This is a genomic window from Pseudomonas sp. LRF_L74 (genome assembly GCF_965644255.1).
Taxonomy (GTDB): Bacteria; Pseudomonadota; Gammaproteobacteria; order Pseudomonadales; family Pseudomonadaceae; genus Aquipseudomonas.
The window spans coordinates 119,963-137,705 of sequence record NZ_CBFFRH010000007.1 but is presented as its reverse complement, the minus strand read 5'-3'; the positions used below and the strand labels follow the sequence as shown (position 1 = coordinate 137,705).

Below are 17,743 nucleotides of genomic sequence, written 5' to 3'. Positions count from 1 at the left end.
GAAGCGCATGACCAGCGGTATACCACTGGCGGGAGGTTGCTTCCCGTGATGTATGAGCGTACCCGTGATGGCACCCGCGTGCTGATTCTCGCCAGTGCCGCCGATACGTCCCTCGGCGTTCTGCGAGACAACGGTTATGAGATCGGCCTGTGCGCCGATCTCGATGGCCTGGCCGACTCCCTCAACGAAGAAGCCGGGGTGGCGGTCATCGCAGAGGAGGCGTTGACCGACGATCTTTCTCAACTGCAGCGTGCCTTGCAGGACCAGGCCCCCTGGTCGGACATTCCACTGTTGATCCTCGCCGCCCGGCGTGACGGGCAGAGCCGCGAGCCTGAAAGCGCCTGGATGCGTCTGCCACGCATCGCCGCCAGTGTCATCGTGCTGGAACGGCCGCTGGGGGCCATGTCGTTGCTCAGTGCGGTCGCCTCGGCGATGCGCGCGCGGCAGAAGCAGTTTCTGATTCGCACGCAGTTGATCGAACTCGCCGAGAGTCGCCGGGCCTTGCAGGCCAGTGAGCGTGAGTTGCGCCTGGTGGCCGACTCGCTGCCGGTGCTGATCGCTTTCGTCGATATCGAGTGGCGCCTGCGTTTCGTCAACCGTGCCTCCCGCGAGTGGTTGTATCGCCCGGCGCTGGACCTGATCGGCCTGTCGCTGGAAGAGGTGTTGGGCCCGCCCGAGTTGCAACTGTGCCTGCCGGAACTGGAGCACGCCCTGGCCGGGATCGCTTCACGCCAGGAAGTGAGCTGGCCGTATCGCGATGGTAGCCGGCGCGAGGCCGATGTGCGTTACCTGCCGCGCTACGACGAAGCCGGGCAGGTCGATGGTTGTCACGTGCTGGTGCTGGATGTCACCGAGCAGCGCATGGCCGAGGAGGTGCTGCGCGGGACCGCCGAAAGCCTTGAGCAGAAGGTCGCCGAGCGCACCGCTGCATTGAATGAGGAAATGGCCAATCGCGCCCTGGCCGAGGCCGCGTTGCGGCAAAGCCAGAAGATGGAGGCGGTTGGCCAGCTCACCGGCGGCATCGCCCATGACTTCAACAATATGCTGACCGGTGTGATCGGCGCCCTGGACATCATGAAGCGGCGTATCGCCAGTGGCCGCCAGGACGATCTGGAACGTTTCATGGACGCCGCCTTCGCCTCGGCCAACCGCGCCGCCGGCCTGACCCAGCGGCTGCTGGCCTTTTCCCGGCGCCAGTCCCTGGATGCGCGAGCCGTGGATGTAACGGCGCTACTCGGTTCGCTGGAGGAACTGATCGAGCGCACGATCACCGAGGGCATCGTCATGCGCAGCGAATACGCCGCCGATACGCCACGGGCGATCATCGATGCCAACCAGTTGGAGAGCGCCATCCTCAACCTGGCGATCAATGCCCGCGACGCGATGCCGGGCGGCGGCGAACTGCTGCTCAGGACCGAGGTCGTCGAGCTGGACGAGGCCTACACCTCGACCCGGCCAGACATGCGGCCGGGCACTTATGTGGTGGTCACTGTCGCCGACTCAGGCAGCGGCATGCCGCCAGACGTGCTGGAACGAGCGTTCGATCCATTCTTCACCACCAAGCCGGTGGGGCAGGGCACAGGCCTTGGCCTGTCGATGGTCTATGGCTTCGTCCGGCAAAGCCGTGGGCAGGTGCTGATCGATACGAGCCCGGAGGCGGGAACGCGTGTCAGCCTCTACCTGCCGGCCGCTTCTCATCTGGACAGCGTGTAGGCTCGCAACGCGTATCGCGGGTGGCGGCGTGCGTGTTCGTGACGTGCCCGCATCACGGCTGCGTCTGGTGGCGTGGCCGGATTGCTGCGGGTAAAGTAGCTGCACTTTTCAATCGCTATCTTTCAGGCGGTCTTGGGCGTGCAGGCGCGGAGGCTGTCAGCGCGCAACTTTCGTGAGGCCGCCCGACTTGGAACAGCTAAAACGCCTTCAAAGCGGAATACCTGGGCTCGACGCTCTGTTGAAGGGAGGCCTGGTCGCGGGCGCGTCCTACATCGTCCAGGGGCGTCCGGGGTCTGGCAAGACCATCCTGGCCAACCAGATCGCCTTCAATCACATACGCAGTGGCGGTCGGGTTCTTGTCGGAACCTTGTTGTCCGAGTCCCATGAGCGCTTGTTCCAGTTCCTTTCGACCCTGAGTTTCTTCGACGCTTCGCGAGTGGGGGCGGAGATTCAGTTCGTCAGTGCTTTCGACACCCTGGAGAACGAGGGCCTGGACGAAGTGGTCAAGTTGCTGCGCCGCGAGATCAGCCGGCAGAAGGCCACGGTGCTGGTGGTCGATGGCCTGCTCAATGCCCGCTCCAAGGCGGAAAACCAGATCGACACCAAGAAGTTCATTTCCGAACTGCAAGGCCACGCCGCCTTCGCCGGTTGCACGGTGCTGTTCCTCACCAGTTCGCGACTCGACGAAGGCAGCCCCGAGCACACCATGGTCGACGGCGTGATCGAGATGGGCGAGGAGCTGTTCGGCACCCGTTCGGTACGTCGCATTCAGTTGCGCAAGACCCGTGGCAGCGGGGCCTTGTCAGGTCTGCACGAGTGCGAGATCACCGACGATGGCCTGGTCGTCTATCCACGCCTGGAGAGCTTGTACAGCAAGCCTACGCGTATCGATTGCGCCGATGAGTCGCGTATTGGCAGCGGTATCGCCAGCCTGGACGCGTTGATCGAAGGCGGTCTGCCCAAGGCCTCGGTGACGCTGGCGACCGGCCCGGCCGGGACCGGCAAGACCTGCATGGGGCTGAGCTTTCTCGCTCAGTCGACCCCCGAGGAGCCGGGGCTGCATTTCGGTTTCTATGAAACGCCCCAGCGCCTGCGCTTGAAAGCCCGTGCCATCGGTATCGACCTGCAGGCAATGGAAGACAACGGCGCATTGCATCTGATCTGGCAGCCGACCAGCGAAGGGCTGCTCGACAGCCTGGGCATCCGTTTGCTCAATGCTGTCGAGGAAAAGGGCATCAAGCGCGTGGTCATCGACAGTCTCGGCGGTATGGCCCGGGTCACGACCAATACGCCACGGCTGATCGAGTTCTTCAGTGCCCTGATGAACGAACTGCGTGCCCGTGACGTGACGGTGCTGGGTACCTGGGAGATGCGCGACTTGTTCAGTGCCGACGTCAATGCTCCGGCTCCCGAGCTTTCCAGCGTGGTCGACAACCTGTTCCTGATGCGTTTCGTCGAGATTGAGTCTGAACTTAAGCGGATGCTGTCGATTCTGAAAATGAGGGACAGTTTCTATGATCCCGCTCTTCTGGAGGTTGTCATTCACGACAATGGCATCGATCTTCACAAGGCGTTCAAACAGGCGGCAGGTGTCCTGACGGGCAGTGCCAAACCGATTCAGAATGCTTAACAGGCAGCGTCGGGCAGATTCAGCATGACCACCATCCTGATAGTCGATGACGAGTATCTGATCGCGGATATTCTCGGCTACGCGCTGGAGGACGAGGGCTATATGGTGGTCAAGGCCAGTAATGGCCGTCGGGGTCTGGAGGTGCTCGACCGCGAACGGCCGGAACTGGTGATCACCGACTTCATGATGCCGATCATGGACGGCCTCGAGTTCGCCAAGGCCATTCGGGCCAGGCCTGCATCGGCAAACCTGCCGATCATCCTGATGAGCGGTGCCCAGAGCAGTGTCGGCAGGACCAGCCCCGAGCTGTTCGCCGCAGTGTTCGACAAGCCGTTCGACGTGTTCGCCGTGATCGCCAAGGTCCGGGAGCTGATCGGTCCCGGAACCTGAGACCCGTTGCCGACGGCGTTCCTGCGTTCATCCTCCTGCGCCTCTATCGCTCGATCTTCATCACGACCTTGCCTTCGACATGGCGCTGCTGCAGGTAGCGCTGGGCTTCGGCAGCCTGCTCCAGGCGAAAGGTCCTGCTCAGGGCCGCATGCACGATGCCATCTGAAATCAGCTGGGCGATGGTGCGCAGTTGACGGCCATTGGGCTGCACGAGAAAGAAGCAGCCTGACTTGCCGGCAGCCTGTGGATGGGTCATATCCGGCTCGGCAAGCGTGGAAACCAGCCGGCCGCCGTTGCGCAGCACGGACCAGGAGCGAACCTGGGTTTCCCCGGCGACCAGGTCGATGACCAGGTCCATCTCCCTGCAAGCGTGTTCGAAACGCTGCCTGCGGTAATCGATCACATGGTCGGCACCGATGGCGCGCATGAACGCCTGGCTGTGCCTCGATCCCGTCGCATACACGACGGCGCCCTTGGCCTTGGCGAATTGCACGGCGAAATGGCCAACCCCGCCGCTGCCCCCATGAATCAGCACCCGCTGTCCCTCGTGCAACTGGCCATGTTGGAACAGCGCCTGCCAGGCAGTCTGGGCGGCGAGCGGCACGGCTGCGGCACTGACGAAGTCGAGTGGGCTGGGAATGACGGCGAGATTTTCCGTCCTGACCAGGGCGTAGTCGGCATAGCTGCCATCGGTATCGACCATGGCGAAGACTGGCGTACCCAGTGCGAGGCAGGTCACGTTGGCTCCCAGTTCGACGACGATGCCGGCCAGGTCACGCCCCAGGGCCAGCGGCAACTGTTCCTTGCATACGGGGGGGAAGCGTCCCTCGCGAATCTTGCAGTCCACCAGATTGATGCTGGCGGCCTTGACCTCGACGAGCACTTCGCCGGGGCCAGGACGGGGAATTTCCACGTCGTCGAAGCGAATCACCTCCGGCCCGCCGAATTCATGAATACGCGCCGCATGCATGGTTGCCATCGCGCTTTCCCCTTGCATGGTTCCGTAGATATGCAGACTGAAAGATACGGGCGCGGTTCAGATGATTTTCCAGGCGTGCGATCCCCAGTATGCTGCGCCCTTTGCACAACGAGTCAGTGGCATGAAGACGATCCTCATCATCGGCATCGGTGCCGGTAATCCCGATTACGTGACCATGCAGGCGGTCAAGGCACTGAACCGGGTCGACGTGTTCTTCGTCATGGACAAGGGGCCGGCCAAGGACAAGCTGGTGGCCTTGCGCAAGGAAATCTGCCAGCGCTACATCGAGCGTGATGATTACCGCATCGTCGAGGCCGAGATTCCCGAGCGGGTTCGCGGCGTGGCCGATTACCAGGGCAGCGTGGTCGATCTCAACCGCGACAAGCAGGCACTGTTCGAACGCCTGATCGGCGATGAACTGGCCGAAGGCGAGTGCGGGGCCTTTTTGATCTGGGGTGATCCCGGCCTGTATGACAGTACCTCGCGGATCGTCGAGGCCATCGTCCAGAGCGGACGTCATGAACTGCAGTATGAAGTCATCCCCGGCATTACCAGCATCCAGGCCCTGGCGGCCCAGCACCGGGTGCCATTGAACCGTATCGGTCGTTCTATCGAGGTGACCACTGGCCGGCGTCTGGCGGCCAGCTATCCGGAGGCCGACAGTGTGTTGGTGATGCTCGATGCCGAGGACAGCTTCCGCCATTACCGAGGACAGAACCTGGATATCTACTGGGGCGCCTACGTGGGGATGGAAGGCGACGAACTCCTCGTCTGCGGCCCGCTCGACGAAGTCGCCGACGAAATCAGCCGCGTACGCGCCGAGGCCCGCGAAGCCCATGGCTGGATCATGGACAGCTATTTATTGCGGCGCCGGGAATGACGGTGTACTGAAAGGTCCGCTCCTGCCTCTTTGCTGTCATTTCCCAACCTGTTCTCCGGCCGCAGGCTGTGATCCATTACCGATCGAGCGATTCTTCCTAAACCATTTTCGAACACCGCCAGTCTCTGACTACAAGGGGCGATGAAGCCCATCAGGCAGATGGCGCCTACGGACTCGGCGCCTGCCAACAATTTCATCGAGTCCGAGGAGAGTCGCCATGACCTTGGGAACCATACTGCTGATCATCCTGATCCTGTTGCTGGTCGGTGCCATTCCTGCCTGGCCGCACAGCCGTGCCTGGGGCTACGGGCCTAGTGGCGGCCTGGGTGCCGTCGTGGTGGTTCTCCTTGTTCTCATCCTGCTGGGGGTGGTCTGACGTAGTGTCGCGGCTCGCGATCCAGTGACACGCGAGGCCGCCCACGTGAATGCATGCAGGGAATTGCCACATCGGTCCATGGCGGAAATCGGCGATGGTGATGGCTCAGGCGCAAGTGCCGAATGAGTGAAGAAGGGCCGCGACAGGAGGACAGGGAAGACCGCACCCTCGTCGTCCGTTGACGAGGCGGGCGGTCAGGTTCAGCGGCAGATGACGACCATGCTGCGGCTGGAGAAGCCGGCGGGGTTGATACCGAAGAGAAACGTATTCGAGTCATCGCTGCTGGCGTCATCGCCTGAGCGTGCGATGACCTTGTAGCCCCTCGTACCGCATGAGGCCGCTGCGTTCTTTTCGCATTGATCCCAGTTCGACGATAGGCCCGAGCAATTGATGTTCAACCCTTTGCGACCCTTTTTTTCATAGGATTTCGATGTAGCACTGCAGCCCACGACAGTCATGAGCAGAATCAGCAGAACAAGCCTTTTCATACTAAACCCCCAAAATGGCTTGCCAGGACAGAATGCTCCTGAGCTTGAAGTTTCCGCCGGGTAATGCCGCAGTTCTTTGGTGCAGTCGCTGCGTTGCATCAATCTCACCCGATCGGGCGGACACTGATAGCACAAAGCCCGTTCCAGTGGCGAATTAAAAAAAGTGGACGAGAAGTGCAGGATTTTTGTGTTTCGTTCGTCTTTATAGGTGACTGTCATGAAATGGCGAAGACCATTGATGACGATATGAATTTTGGGAGCGGTAAAAGCAGACTAGGGAGAAACCAGACATGCCACCAAGTCATCATCAGGAACAGAAAGACCTTTTGCAAAGCGCCGGCCTCAAGGTCAGTCTGATGCGCCTGAAGATCGTCGAAGTCCTGCAGCGCGCGGAAACACAGGCCCTGGGACTACCAGCCGCAGCCCTGCATGCGCGTCTGATGGACGAAGACGAGAGGATTTCCATCCTCAGTGTTCGTCAGGTGTTGTGTCGCCTGCACGCCTGCGGCTTGATCGAGCGCGATGGCAAGCGACGTTATCGTCTGGTTGCCGAACAAGGCAAGCGAGCAGCCAATAGCTGATCGAGAAATGAAAAAACCGGCGTTGATCGCCGGTTTTTTTACAAAGTTTACAGCGGATGAAAATCAGCGGATTTTCCTGTTGGCTACAAGCTTCTGCATGGCTCGCAAATGGATAGGTTCACCCAGGTAGGTGGGCAAATCGCATTTGATGGCCTGCTGGTTCTTCAGAAACTGGTCGCCGCCCAGCAGATGCATGTCACGCTGGATCTGGCCGATGATCTTGCCAGCACGTTTCGCACAGAACAGGTCCTCCACCTCTATGGCTCGACTGAAGCTCTCTTCGTCGGCTTTTTCCAACTGCATCAGCACCGAACCGTCCGGACGTGGTTTGACGGAGACGATGTGCTCGGGGAAGGCTTCGTAGAAGGCGTTCAGTGCAAGTTCCATAGGGGGAATCTCCGATCTCGTTGTGCAGATAGGAGAAAGGGAGCAGGACCCATGCCAGGTTCAATAAGATTTTATTTTAAATAAAATCAATAGCTTATATTTATATGATGGATTCGACGCATGGCAATATGCACGATGCGAGGCATGCGCGCATTGCAAATTGCACGACAACCTCCCGGCGACCTGCCGAGATACTTCATGGGCTAATGGATAGATCGCGGGACAGTCGAAGACGTTCAACCTTCCACCAGTTCGGCAACAGACGGCGGACCGCAGGTTGGCCGAAGCGGTCATCCATCAGATAGGCCACGCCGTTGTCCTGTTGGGTGCGAATCACCCGCCCGGCGGCCTGCACCACTTTCTGCAAACCGGGATAGAAGTAGGTGTAGTCGTAGCCGCTGCTGCCATCGCCGCCGAACAGGGCCTGCATGCGCTGGCGGATTTCCTCGTTGACCGGATTGATCTGTGGCAGGCCCAGGGTCGCGATGAAGGCGCCGATCAGACGTTCGCCGGGAAGGTCGATACCTTCACCAAATACACCGCCCAGAACGGCGAAGCCAACACCTTGCCCGCCTGGCCTGAAATGATCGAGAAACTGCTGGCGTGCCGCTTCGTCCATCTGTCGTGACTGGGCCCAGGTCGGTAGCTCGGGGTATTCCCGCCGAAACAGATCGAGCACCTGTTGCAGATAGGCGTAGCTACTGAAGAAGGCCAGGTAATTACCGGGCCTTTCATGGAACTGACGGTTCATGAGTTCGACGATGGGCAACAGTGAGCGCTCGCGATCCTGATAGCGGGTAGAGAGGTCGCTGACCACGCGGACCTGCAGTTGCTCGGCACGAAATGGCGACTCTACATCGATCCATGGCGTGTCCTTGGCAAGACCGAGCAAGTCGATGTAATAGTGTGGTGGACTCAGGGTCGCGGAAAACAGGGTCACGCTGTGGGCATTGGCGAAGCGCTCGGCGAGGAATGGTGCCGGCACCAGGTTGCGTAGGCACAGGGTCGAGAGAGCCTGGCCGCGACGGCTTTCATGGCGGGTTATGTCGAACAGCGAATGCTCGCCGAACGCCTCGGCCAGGCGGCAGAAGGTCATGGCATCGAGGTAGAACTGCAACAGCTCTACGTCGTTGCCGGTGGGTTGGTCGGTCAGGTGATCGGTGATCGCACTGACGGCTTTTTGCAAGGCCAGCAGGAACAGGTCGGGCGCGGCCGGGTAGACCTGGTAGTCGACGGCCTGATCCTTGTGCAACTGGTTCCAGTGCCGGGCGACCCGATCCAGGGATGCCTTCAGACCCTTGGGCGCACTGCGTCGCAGGGCATTGAAAGCGCCCTGGCCAAGTTCGGCGGTGTACATCTTGCGGCCGCGCTCGACCAGGTTGTGGGCTTCGTCGACCAGCACGGTGACGCGCCAGTCGTTGAGCAGCGTGAGGCCATGGAGCAGGGCGCTCATGTCGAAGTAATAGTTGTAGTCGCACACCACCACATCGGACCAGCGGCATAGCTCCTGGCTCAGGTAGTACGGGCAGACCTGGTGGGTGCTGGCCACCTCGCGGAGCGCGGCATGGTCGAGCCAGTTGCGCTGCAGGGCGGCCCGGCGTGCGGCAGGCAAGCGATCATAGAAACCCTTGGCCAACGGGCAGGATTCGCCATGGCAGGCCTTGTCGGGATGTTCGCAGGCTTTGTCCCGCGCGACGTGTTCCAGTACCCGTATGGGCAGGCTCGGCGCATGTTCGCGCAGGGTACCGAGGGCATCGAGCGCCAGGCGTCGACCTGGCGTCTTGGCGCTCAGGAAGAACAGGCGGTCGATGCCTTGGGCCGGTACCGCCTTGAGTTGCGGGAATAGCGTGCCGAGGGTCTTGCCGATGCCCGTGGTGGCCTGGGCCATCAGGCAGTGGCCGTCGCGGGCGGCACGGTATACCGCTTCGGCGAGCTGGCGCTGACCCTGGCGAAACTGCGGGTGAGGAAAGGTCAGATCGGTCAACGCCAGGTCGCGCGCTTGGCGGTGGGCTTCCTCCTGCTCCGCCCAGGTGACGAAGCGCTGGCAGAGTAACTCGAAGAACTCGCGCAACTCGCTGGCACGGTAGCGTTCGCGGAAGGCGCTTTCCTTCTGGCTGATGACATTGAAATAGACCACCGCCAGCTCGATGTCCGCCAGCCCCAGTTCCTGGCACAGCAGCCAGCCATAGACCTTGGCCTGGGCCCAGTGCAACTGCCGGTGATTGTCCGGGATGCGGGTTATGTCGCCGCGATAGGTCTTGATCTCTTCCAGGCGCTTGGCGAGCGGGTCGTAGCCATCGGCACGGCCGCGCACCTGCAGGCCGGGGTAGTCGCCGGCCACGGGCACTTCGGAAAGGTAGTGAGGCGGACGCCGGCCGATGACCGTGGCATGGCCGGCCATGCCTTCCTGGGCGGTCGGGGCGGGCGTGAAGCGCAGGTCGAGGTCGCCGATCTTGGCGGTGAATTCGCACAGTGCGCGAACGGCGACCCGGTAGCTCATGCCAGTTCTCGAGCCTCGTGCCATTGCACATGGCAGACGCTGACGGGCATGTCGTGCTGGGCGCAGAAGGCCAGCCAGCGGCGCTGGTTGTCTTGCAGGCGATCCCCTGGTCCCTTGACCTCGATCATCCGGTAGCGACGCTCGGCGGGCCAGAACTGGATCAGGTCCGGCATGCCGGCACGGTTGGCCTGGATGTCGTCGAGCAAGCGCTGGAACCAGGCCAGCAGGTGCTCTGCGGGCAGGCACTGCAAGGCGATGTCGAGCAATTCAGGGTCGAGCACGCTCCAGTAGACGAACGGCGACAGGGTGCCGAACTTGTCGGCATAGGCCTGGCGCATGACCCTCTGGTAGCTGCCGCTTCGCAGATGGCCGAGGCAGGTGGTGAACGCTTGGCTGCGGCGCTGGGCGAAATCGGGGCTGAGCAGGTCGACCGGGCCGCTGTGGAACGGATGGAAGAAGGCGCCAGGCAACGGGGCGAAGATCGCATCCCAGCAGAGCAGGCCGAACAGGCTGCAGATCAGGGTGTTCTCGACATAGAACACCGGTGCTTCGTCTGTCCGCAGATGCATCTGCACGCATTGCTCGACGCTCAGGCCAGCCTGGCGCACCAACCTCAGTTCCAGGCGCTCGCTGGCCGGGGTTCGTGGCTTGGCGGCCGAGGGCAGGCCGAGTTGCCGACGCAGGCGGGCCAGGGCGCGTTCGGCCAATTGCCGTTCGGCATCGTTTTCCGGCGTATCCCAGGCGCTTTGGCTCAGGGCCAGCGCCTGTTCGTGGCGCTGGCAGCGCTCCAACACGCGAATGCGGCGCCAGCGCGCGCCGGGATAGGCGCTGGCTGCGTAGACCTCAAGCGCGCTGTCCCACTGTTCTTCGCGTTCCAGTTGCTGGCCGATGCGCAGCAGCAGCTTGTCCCGGCGTTTGGCCAGGTAGGGATTGTCACTGCGGGTCGGGCCGATGCGTTCGATCACCGCGTCCAATGCTTCGCCGCTGTCGAAGGCATCGCGACAGGCATGCAGGTGCAGGTAGAGTTCCAGGTCGGCACGGCTGCGCAGCGCACGCGAGGCACTGTCCAGAACCACGTTTTCGTAACGGTTGATGCCGAGCTCGGCGAGGACGAACTCCGACCAGTCCTGATGCAGGTTGCCGAAGAACATCAGGCGCAGGCGATCACACAGGCCGTCGATGGTCAGTGAGTAGACGACCTCGTCGAGCTCTGGCGTCCACTCGCGCAGTGGTCGACTGCTGGTTTCGCCGAGGGTCGCCAGCAGCTCGGATTTGCGCAGGCGCAGTTGCTCGCGCGTCAGCGGCAGGCAGGCAAGCAGTTCGTCCTTGCGCAGCAGGGCGAAGAGCTCGGCCAGTGCCAGGTGTTCGTCGTCGACAATCCAGCCTGCGGCCAGCAATGCGTGGGCGGCCTGTCGTGGGCAGCCGATTTCCTCGTAGTCCAGTTTGCTGGCGCGAAAGTGTCGGCCCTTGCGCATGATCATGCGCACCAGCAAGGCCTGGGAGGCCTGTTCGAGATCGCGGAAGCCGAAGATGAACGCCCGCTCCTGCGCATCGAGCAAGTCATCGTAGCGTTCGGCGATCCAGGCCAGCACCTTGTGGAAGTTGGCCAGGTAGTAGAAGCGGGGATCTTGCATGGCGGGGGCGAGATGAGTTCACGGGTAAGTGGGGGAGGCGCGCAGGGCGGATTCGACACCCATCCTGCGAACCTGTTCACGATCTGCTGCGCGTGGCGACGTTGTTGCAAATACTGTTCGTATATACAGATACCAGCAACGGGCAGGCGATGGCAATGGCTCACGGACAAGTGGACGTGCCCGTACCCCATGCTGTGTTGAGTGAGCGTGGATGGATCGGTACGGACTGCGCTCCGTTGCTCCTGGCGTCAGTCTTGGCAGGTTCCTTGCTTCGACCGGGAATTGAGGCTTCCTGCCCTGTGAATACCGCTTTGAATGCGCGCAGGTCAGGTTCTGCGCGGCGACAAGAGCCCGTCGAGTGCGAGTTCGCGAAATATGGAACCTCTTCGCGGCAAGCGTTGACTCATCTTGCAGAAGGCCTCGTCGGTGCGTTTCGGTGCTGGCAAGGAGCCGTGCCGCCAGCGCCCGTCGATGGGCGACAAGACGACACAGTGCCCCGCAATGGAACCGAAACGAGGTGAAGTATGGCCACTCCCGAGCACCCGAGCGAAGAGGCGGTTCAGACGTTCAAGTCGAATATCCTGAACAAGCTCAAGTACGCCGTCGGCAAGGAACCGAACAACGCCTGCGGCCATGACTGGTTCGAGGCGGTCGCCCTGGCTGCCCGCGAGCACATCGTCGACCGTTGGGAGGGCGCCTGCGAGCAGCCTGATCGGCAGCAGCAGAAACGCGTCTACTACCTGTCCCTGGAGTTTCTCATCGGCCGCCTGCTGGTGGATAACCTGAGCAATCTGGGGCTGCTGGATACTGCCCGTACGGCCCTGGCCGAACTGGGCGTCGACCTCGATCATGTCCGTGACCTGGAGCCGGATGCCGCCCTGGGCAACGGCGGGCTCGGCCGGCTTGCGGCCTGTTTCATGGAGAGCCTGGCAACCCTCAACCTGCCGGCCCACGGTTATGGCATCCGCTACGAGCATGGCTTGTTCAAGCAAGTGATCGTCGATGGCTGGCAGCAGGAGCACACCGAGACCTGGCTGGACTTCGGCAATCCCTGGGAGTTCGAGCGCCCCGAGGTCAGCTACAGCGTCGGTTTCGGCGGTAGCGTGTCGACCCATGCCGGCGAGGGCGATACGCCGCGCATGGTCTGGCACCCCACCGAGACCATCCGCGCCATCGCCTATGACACGCCCATCGTCGGTTGGCGTCGTGCCGGCGTGAACACCTTGCGTCTGTGGCGGGCCCGGGCCGAGGAGGACCTGCAACTGGAGCGCTTCAACGCGGGCGACCACTTCGGCGCGGTAGCCGACACGGTGCGCGCGGAAAGCATCTCACGCGTGCTCTACCCGGCCGACAGCACCGAGGCGGGTCAGGAGCTGCGCCTGCGCCAGGAATATTTTTTCGTCGCCGCATCGTTGCAGGATCTGCTGCGTCGGCACATGGAGCAGCACGGCGAAATCGACCGGCTGCCGGAGAAGGTCGCGATCCAGCTCAATGACACCCATCCGGCCATCGCCGTGGCTGAGCTGATGCGGCAATTGGTCGACCTCTATGAGCTGGCCTGGGAGCGTGCCTGGGCGCTTACGGTCGCGACCCTTTCGTACACCAACCACACGCTGTTGCCCGAGGCACTGGAGTCATGGCCGGTGTCGCTGATGGAGCGCCTGTTGCCCCGGCACATGCAGATCATTTACCTGATCAACGCCTATCACATCGACTCGCTGCGCGCCCAGGATATGCATGACTTCGAGCTGTTGCGCTCGGTTTCGCTGATCGAGGAAGAGCAGGGGCGCCGCGTGCGCATGGGCAACCTGGCGTTTCTCGGCGCGCACAGCATCAACGGTGTCTCGGCGCTGCATACCGATCTGATGCGCAAGACCGTGTTCCGCGACCTGCACCGCCTTTACCCGGAGCGGATCAACAACAAGACCAACGGCGTGACCTTCCGCCGCTGGCTGTACCAGGTCAATCCGCCGCTCACCCGCCTGCTGGTGGAGACCATCGAGGAGGATGTGCTGGATTCTCCCGAAACGGTACTGGCGCGGCTCGAACCCCACGCCGGGAAGCAGGCGTTTCGCAAGCGTTTCGCCGCTTGTCGCGAGCAGAACAAGATCGCCCTGGCGCGACTGGTGGCCGACCGGATGGGCGTCGTGCTGAATACCGAGGCGATCTTCGATGTGCAGGTCAAGCGTATCCACGAATACAAGCGCCAGTTGCTCAACCTGCTGCATACCGTGGCGCTGTACCAGGCGATCCGCAACGATCCGACCACCGACTGGGCGCCGCGGGTGAAGATATTCGCCGGCAAGGCGGCAGCCAGTTACCACCAGGCCAAGGTGATCATCAAGCTGGCCAACGACATCAGCCGCACGATCAATGCCGACCCCACCGTTCGTGGCTTGCTCAAGGCGGTGTTCATCCCCAACTACAACGTCAGCCTGGCGGAAGTGATCATCCCGGCCGCCGACCTGTCCGAGCAGATTTCCACGGCCGGGCTGGAGGCTTCGGGCACCAGCAACATGAAGTTCGCCCTCAACGGTGCGTTGACCATCGGCACCCTGGATGGCGCCAACGTGGAGATGAGCCAACTGATCGGCCGCGACAACATGTTCATCTTCGGCATGACCGCGCAGCAGGTCGAAACCCGTCATCGCGCCGGGCAGCACGACATGCATGGGCTGCTGGCCGGCTCCGGGCGGCTGGCCGGCGCGCTGGAGGCCATTCGCAACGGCGTGTTCTCGCCTGATGACCCGGGCCGCTACGTCAGCCTGATCGACAACCTGCTCAGCCACGACCGGTTCATGGTCTGCGCGGATTTCGATGCCTACTGGAACGCCCAGCGCCAGGTCGACAGGCTCTGGCAGAAGCCCGCGCAATGGTGGCAGGCGGCCGTGCTCAACACGGCGCGGGCCGGTTGGTTCTCGTCGGACAGGACCATCCGCGAATACGCCAGCGATATATGGAAGGTGGGATGATCGCCGGGCGTAAAAGCCTGGCGGGGGCGTAGCGGGCTCAAGCCAAGAACGCTTCCAGCCGACTGCCGACACTGGAAAACTCTCCCGCAAACCGTTTTAATGCGCGGCCATTTCCCCTGGTCCGTTTCGATCATGACCACGCTGCTGGCCCTGGATACCGCTACCGAAGCCTGCTCCGTCGCGCTCCTGCACGACGGCCGGGTGCTCAGCCATTATGAGGTGATTCCGCGCCTGCATGCCCAGCGCCTGCTGCCGATGGTGCGTACGCTACTGGGTGAGGCCGGCGTGGCCTTGGCCGAGGTCGATGGCATCGCCTTCGGCCGTGGTCCTGGCGCTTTTACCGGTGTACGCATCGCCATCGGTGTGGTCCAGGGCCTGGCGTTCGCCCTGGATCGACCGGTGCTGCCCGTCTCCAACCTTGCCATACTGGCCCAGCGCGCGCTGCGCGAGCATGGCGCGCAGCAGGTGGCGAGCGCCATCGATGCGCGCATGGACGAGGTCTACTGGGGCTGCTACCGGGCCGAGGCGGGGGAGATGAGGCTACTGGGCAGCGAAGCGGTGCTGCCGCCCGAACAGGCCAGCGTGCCGCGTGGCGCCGAAGGGCCGTGGTTCGGCGCCGGGACCGGCTGGGGCAGCTATGGCCAGCGTATTGCGCTGCCGGTGGTGGCCCGCGATGGCGGCATGTTGCCGCATGCCGAGGATTTGCTGAGGCTGGCCTGCTACGCCTGGCAGCGTGGCGAAGCGCTGCCGGCAGAACAGGCCTTGCCGGTGTATCTGCGCGACAATGTGGCAACGCCGAAAGCGCAGTAGAAAATCTGACACTCTGCCTGCCAACGACGGGCTATTGACAGGGGTTGGCCTTCCGTCTGGCGCCGCATGCGGAACATTTGCCAAGTGCCTTGCGCGTCGCTAAATTGCCATCACCTGAATCGAGCATGTATCCGATGCGTATCGACGGCTTTACCTCTTCCTACTCGCTGGACCGCACGCCCCGCCCGGGCAGTGCGGTCACGCCTTATCGCGAGGCGCAGCGGGAAGTCGAGCAGAGCACGACGCAAACCACCTCGACGCCGTCCAGCACGCAAGGCTTCGAGCAGGTCGCGCAGATTCGCCGCGTACAGTCGAGCAATGCCAGCAGTGACAACCTGCCGGTCAGCGTGCGCGACAGCTTGGAGCAGCAGCGCTCCCTCAGTGCCAAGGCCAACCAGGCGCTGGCCGCCTATGGCAATACCGCTTCCTATACCAACGAGCTTGACGCCACGGAAGTCCTCGGCCTCGACCTGTACGCCTGATGCTGCCTTATTTCCTCGGTTGTCCTTCGTGGAGCGAACCCGCCTGGCGTGGCGTCGCCTTCAGCGACGATTGCCGGCAGAGCGATTTCCTCAACCAATACACACAGATGTTCAATGCCGTGGAGGGCAACACCACCTTCTATGCGCGCCCCTCTGTGGACACCGTGCAGCGCTGGGCACAGCAGATGCCAGGCGGCTTTCGGTTCTGCGCCAAGCTGCCACGTGATATCAGCCATGAAGGTGACCTGCGCGACCAGTTTGCCGCGACGCGCGACTTTCTCGACCTGCTCGCGCCCCTGGAGGAGAAGGTGGCGCCACTGTGGTTACAGCTCTCGGCCAGTTTTGGCCCGCAGCGCCTGGGCGAGCTGATCGACTGGCTGGACGCTTTTTCCTCCCGACGGATCGCCGTGGAGGTGCGCCATCCGGCATTCTTCGACAAGGGCGAGGCCGAGCGGGAACTCAATCGTCTGCTGCTCGAGCGTGGTGTGGAGCGCATCTGCCTGGATTCGCGAGCGTTGTTCAGTTGCACCTCCAGCGATCCGGCGGTCCTGCATGCTCAATCGAAAAAGCCGCGCTTGCCGATCCGCCCGGCGGCGTTCAGTGCCAGCCCGCAGGTGCGTTTCATCGGCGGCCCGGACCTGCAGGCCAACCAGCCGTTCCTCGAACCCTGGATCGACAAGGTTGCAGCCTGGATCGAACAAGGGCTGGTGCCCTATGTATTCCTGCATACCCCCGATAACCAGTTGGCGGCGGCCCAGGCGCGGCGTTTTCATGCCTGCCTGGGCGAGCGTTTGCCAGGGCTGCCGGCTCTGCCTGTGATCGAGCCGGCGGTGGAGCAGCTTGGCTTGCTCTGAGAACCTGTTGAGGATTTGCTGCGCGTCGGCTAAACGGCGTTGAACACGCCTGCGCAATGCCCATCCATGCTGAAATGCTGACCCCGTACACCCATCAAGGACGTTCTCCATGCCCAGCCAAGCCCAGCGCGCCGAGACCTTTCGTGCGCTGCACCAGCGAGACGGTCTGTTCATCCTGCCCAACCCCTGGGATGCCGGTTCGGCGAAGCTGCTCGCCAGCCTCGGTTGCGAAGCCTTGGCCAGCACCAGCGCCGGCCTGGCCTTTTCCCTGGGCAGGCCGGATGCGCAGGGGGCGGTGGGGCGGGAGGAGGCGCTGGCCAATGCCCGTGCCATCGTCGAGGCGACGCCGTTGCCGGTGGCCGCCGATCTGGAGAATGGCTATGGCGATGGGCCCGAGGATTGCGCCCGGACCATTCGGCTGGCGGCCCGGATCGGCCTGGTCGGCGGCTCCATCGAAGATGCCTCGGGGCGCGCGAGCGATCCGATCTACGCCTTCGAGCTGGCCGTCGAGCGCATCCGCGCCGCTGCCGAGGCGGCGCGCTCGCTGCCGTTCGCCTTCACGCTCGCGGCGCGGGCGGAGAACTTCCTCAATGGCCGGCCTGATCTGGACGACACCATCCATCGTCTCAAGGCGTATGCCGATGCCGGGGCCGACGTGCTCTACGCGCCAGGCCTGACTACCCGCGAACAGATAAGCGAGGTGGTCGCGGCAGTGGCGCCCAAACCGCTGAACATATTGGTCGGCTTGCCGGCCCTGAGACTCAGCCTGGATGAGTTGGCCGAACTCGGCGTGAAGCGCGTCAGCCTCGGCTCGAGCCTGGCGCGAGTCGCCTATGGCGCCTTCTTCGATGCCTCCCGGCAACTGTTCGGCGAGCGCAGCCTGTCGGCCGTCGGCAACGCCATGCCGTTCGAGCGGATCAATGCCTTGTTCGAGGGCTGATGGCGCTGTCGCCGATTGACCATCCAGTCACACTCAGGACATGTAACGCGAAGCGTTTCACTGTATAAATCAGCACTCGCCCCGCTCATGCAGCCGATAGTTCCCCTGGGGAACCGGCGCATGAAGC

16 protein-coding genes are annotated in these 17,743 nt (G+C 62.7%); 11 read left to right on the top strand and 5 right to left on the bottom strand.

Going from position 1 to position 17,743, the window contains the following annotated elements:
- Positions 1-48 precede the first annotated feature (48 nt).
- The 3 genes from ACSZPK_RS18590 (at position 49) to ACSZPK_RS18580 (ending at position 3,733) form a co-directional block, all read left to right on the top strand.
- Positions 49-1,713, top strand: a complete 1,665-nt coding sequence (locus ACSZPK_RS18590) for an ATP-binding protein (protein ID WP_437883228.1) — start codon at positions 49-51, stop codon at positions 1,711-1,713.
- 187 nt (positions 1,714-1,900) lie between these two features.
- Complete coding sequence (locus tag ACSZPK_RS18585; RefSeq protein WP_437883006.1) at positions 1,901-3,343, top strand: ATPase domain-containing protein; 1,443 nt, start codon at positions 1,901-1,903, stop codon at positions 3,341-3,343.
- A 24-nt stretch (positions 3,344-3,367) separates the two neighbouring features.
- Positions 3,368-3,733 (top strand): response regulator, encoded by a 366-nt coding sequence (locus tag ACSZPK_RS18580; RefSeq protein WP_437883005.1) that lies wholly within the window; start codon positions 3,368-3,370, stop codon positions 3,731-3,733.
- 43 nt (positions 3,734-3,776) lie between these two features.
- On the opposite strand, the gene ACSZPK_RS18575 is transcribed toward ACSZPK_RS18580, so the two are convergent.
- Positions 3,777-4,712 (bottom strand): NADP-dependent oxidoreductase, encoded by a 936-nt coding sequence (locus tag ACSZPK_RS18575; protein ID WP_437883004.1) that lies wholly within the window; start codon positions 4,710-4,712, stop codon positions 3,777-3,779.
- A gap of 121 nt (positions 4,713-4,833) precedes the next feature.
- On the opposite strand from ACSZPK_RS18575, the gene cobF reads away from it, so the two are divergent.
- Both cobF and ACSZPK_RS18565 read left to right on the top strand, forming a co-directional pair.
- Complete coding sequence (cobF, locus tag ACSZPK_RS18570; protein ID WP_437883003.1) at positions 4,834-5,592, top strand: precorrin-6A synthase (deacetylating); 759 nt, start codon at positions 4,834-4,836, stop codon at positions 5,590-5,592.
- A gap of 217 nt (positions 5,593-5,809) precedes the next feature.
- A complete protein-coding gene (locus ACSZPK_RS18565) occupies positions 5,810-5,968 on the top strand; it encodes a DUF3309 family protein (RefSeq protein ID WP_437883002.1) in 159 nt (52 codons plus the stop codon).
- 200 nt (positions 5,969-6,168) lie between these two features.
- On the opposite strand, the gene ACSZPK_RS18560 is transcribed toward ACSZPK_RS18565, so the two are convergent.
- On the bottom strand, positions 6,169-6,456 hold the full coding sequence (locus ACSZPK_RS18560) for a hypothetical protein (RefSeq protein WP_437883227.1): 288 nt from the start codon (positions 6,454-6,456) through the stop codon (positions 6,169-6,171).
- Between the two features lie 290 nt (positions 6,457-6,746).
- On the opposite strand from ACSZPK_RS18560, the gene ACSZPK_RS18555 reads away from it, so the two are divergent.
- The gene (locus ACSZPK_RS18555; RefSeq protein WP_437883001.1) at positions 6,747-7,037 is read left to right on the top strand and encodes a transcriptional repressor; all 291 of its coding nucleotides are present in this window, start codon (positions 6,747-6,749) and stop codon (positions 7,035-7,037) included.
- A gap of 63 nt (positions 7,038-7,100) precedes the next feature.
- On the opposite strand, the gene ACSZPK_RS18550 is transcribed toward ACSZPK_RS18555, so the two are convergent.
- The 3 genes from ACSZPK_RS18550 to ACSZPK_RS18540 form a co-directional block, all read right to left on the bottom strand.
- A complete protein-coding gene (locus ACSZPK_RS18550) occupies positions 7,101-7,424 on the bottom strand; it encodes a DUF3509 domain-containing protein (protein WP_437883000.1) in 324 nt (107 codons plus the stop codon).
- 196 nt (positions 7,425-7,620) lie between these two features.
- Positions 7,621-9,924, bottom strand: a complete 2,304-nt coding sequence (locus ACSZPK_RS18545; protein ID WP_437882999.1) for an ATP-dependent DNA helicase — start codon at positions 9,922-9,924, stop codon at positions 7,621-7,623.
- Positions 9,921-11,558 (bottom strand): VRR-NUC domain-containing protein, encoded by a 1,638-nt coding sequence (locus ACSZPK_RS18540; protein WP_437882998.1) that lies wholly within the window; start codon positions 11,556-11,558, stop codon positions 9,921-9,923. The genes ACSZPK_RS18545 and ACSZPK_RS18540 overlap by 4 nt, the downstream gene beginning before the upstream one ends.
- A 524-nt stretch (positions 11,559-12,082) precedes the next feature.
- Here ACSZPK_RS18540 and ACSZPK_RS18535 point away from each other — a divergent pair.
- The 5 genes from ACSZPK_RS18535 to ACSZPK_RS18515 all read left to right on the top strand — a co-directional run bounded on the left by ACSZPK_RS18535 (position 12,083) and on the right by ACSZPK_RS18515 (position 17,616).
- Entirely contained in the window at positions 12,083-14,530 is a 2,448-nt protein-coding gene (locus ACSZPK_RS18535; protein WP_437882997.1) for a glycogen/starch/alpha-glucan phosphorylase, read from the top strand.
- Positions 14,531-14,662: 132 nt separating this feature from the next.
- Positions 14,663-15,340, top strand: a complete 678-nt coding sequence (tsaB, locus tag ACSZPK_RS18530; RefSeq protein WP_437882996.1) for a tRNA (adenosine(37)-N6)-threonylcarbamoyltransferase complex dimerization subunit type 1 TsaB — start codon at positions 14,663-14,665, stop codon at positions 15,338-15,340.
- Between the two features lie 134 nt (positions 15,341-15,474).
- Positions 15,475-15,822 (top strand): hypothetical protein, encoded by a 348-nt coding sequence (locus ACSZPK_RS18525; RefSeq protein ID WP_437883226.1) that lies wholly within the window; start codon positions 15,475-15,477, stop codon positions 15,820-15,822.
- Positions 15,822-16,676, top strand: a complete 855-nt coding sequence (locus ACSZPK_RS18520) for a DUF72 domain-containing protein (RefSeq protein WP_437882995.1) — start codon at positions 15,822-15,824, stop codon at positions 16,674-16,676. The genes ACSZPK_RS18525 and ACSZPK_RS18520 overlap by 1 nt, the downstream gene beginning before the upstream one ends.
- A 109-nt stretch (positions 16,677-16,785) precedes the next feature.
- The gene (locus ACSZPK_RS18515; RefSeq protein ID WP_437882994.1) at positions 16,786-17,616 is read left to right on the top strand and encodes an isocitrate lyase/PEP mutase family protein; all 831 of its coding nucleotides are present in this window, start codon (positions 16,786-16,788) and stop codon (positions 17,614-17,616) included.
- The last annotated feature ends 127 nt before the right edge of the window (positions 17,617-17,743 follow it).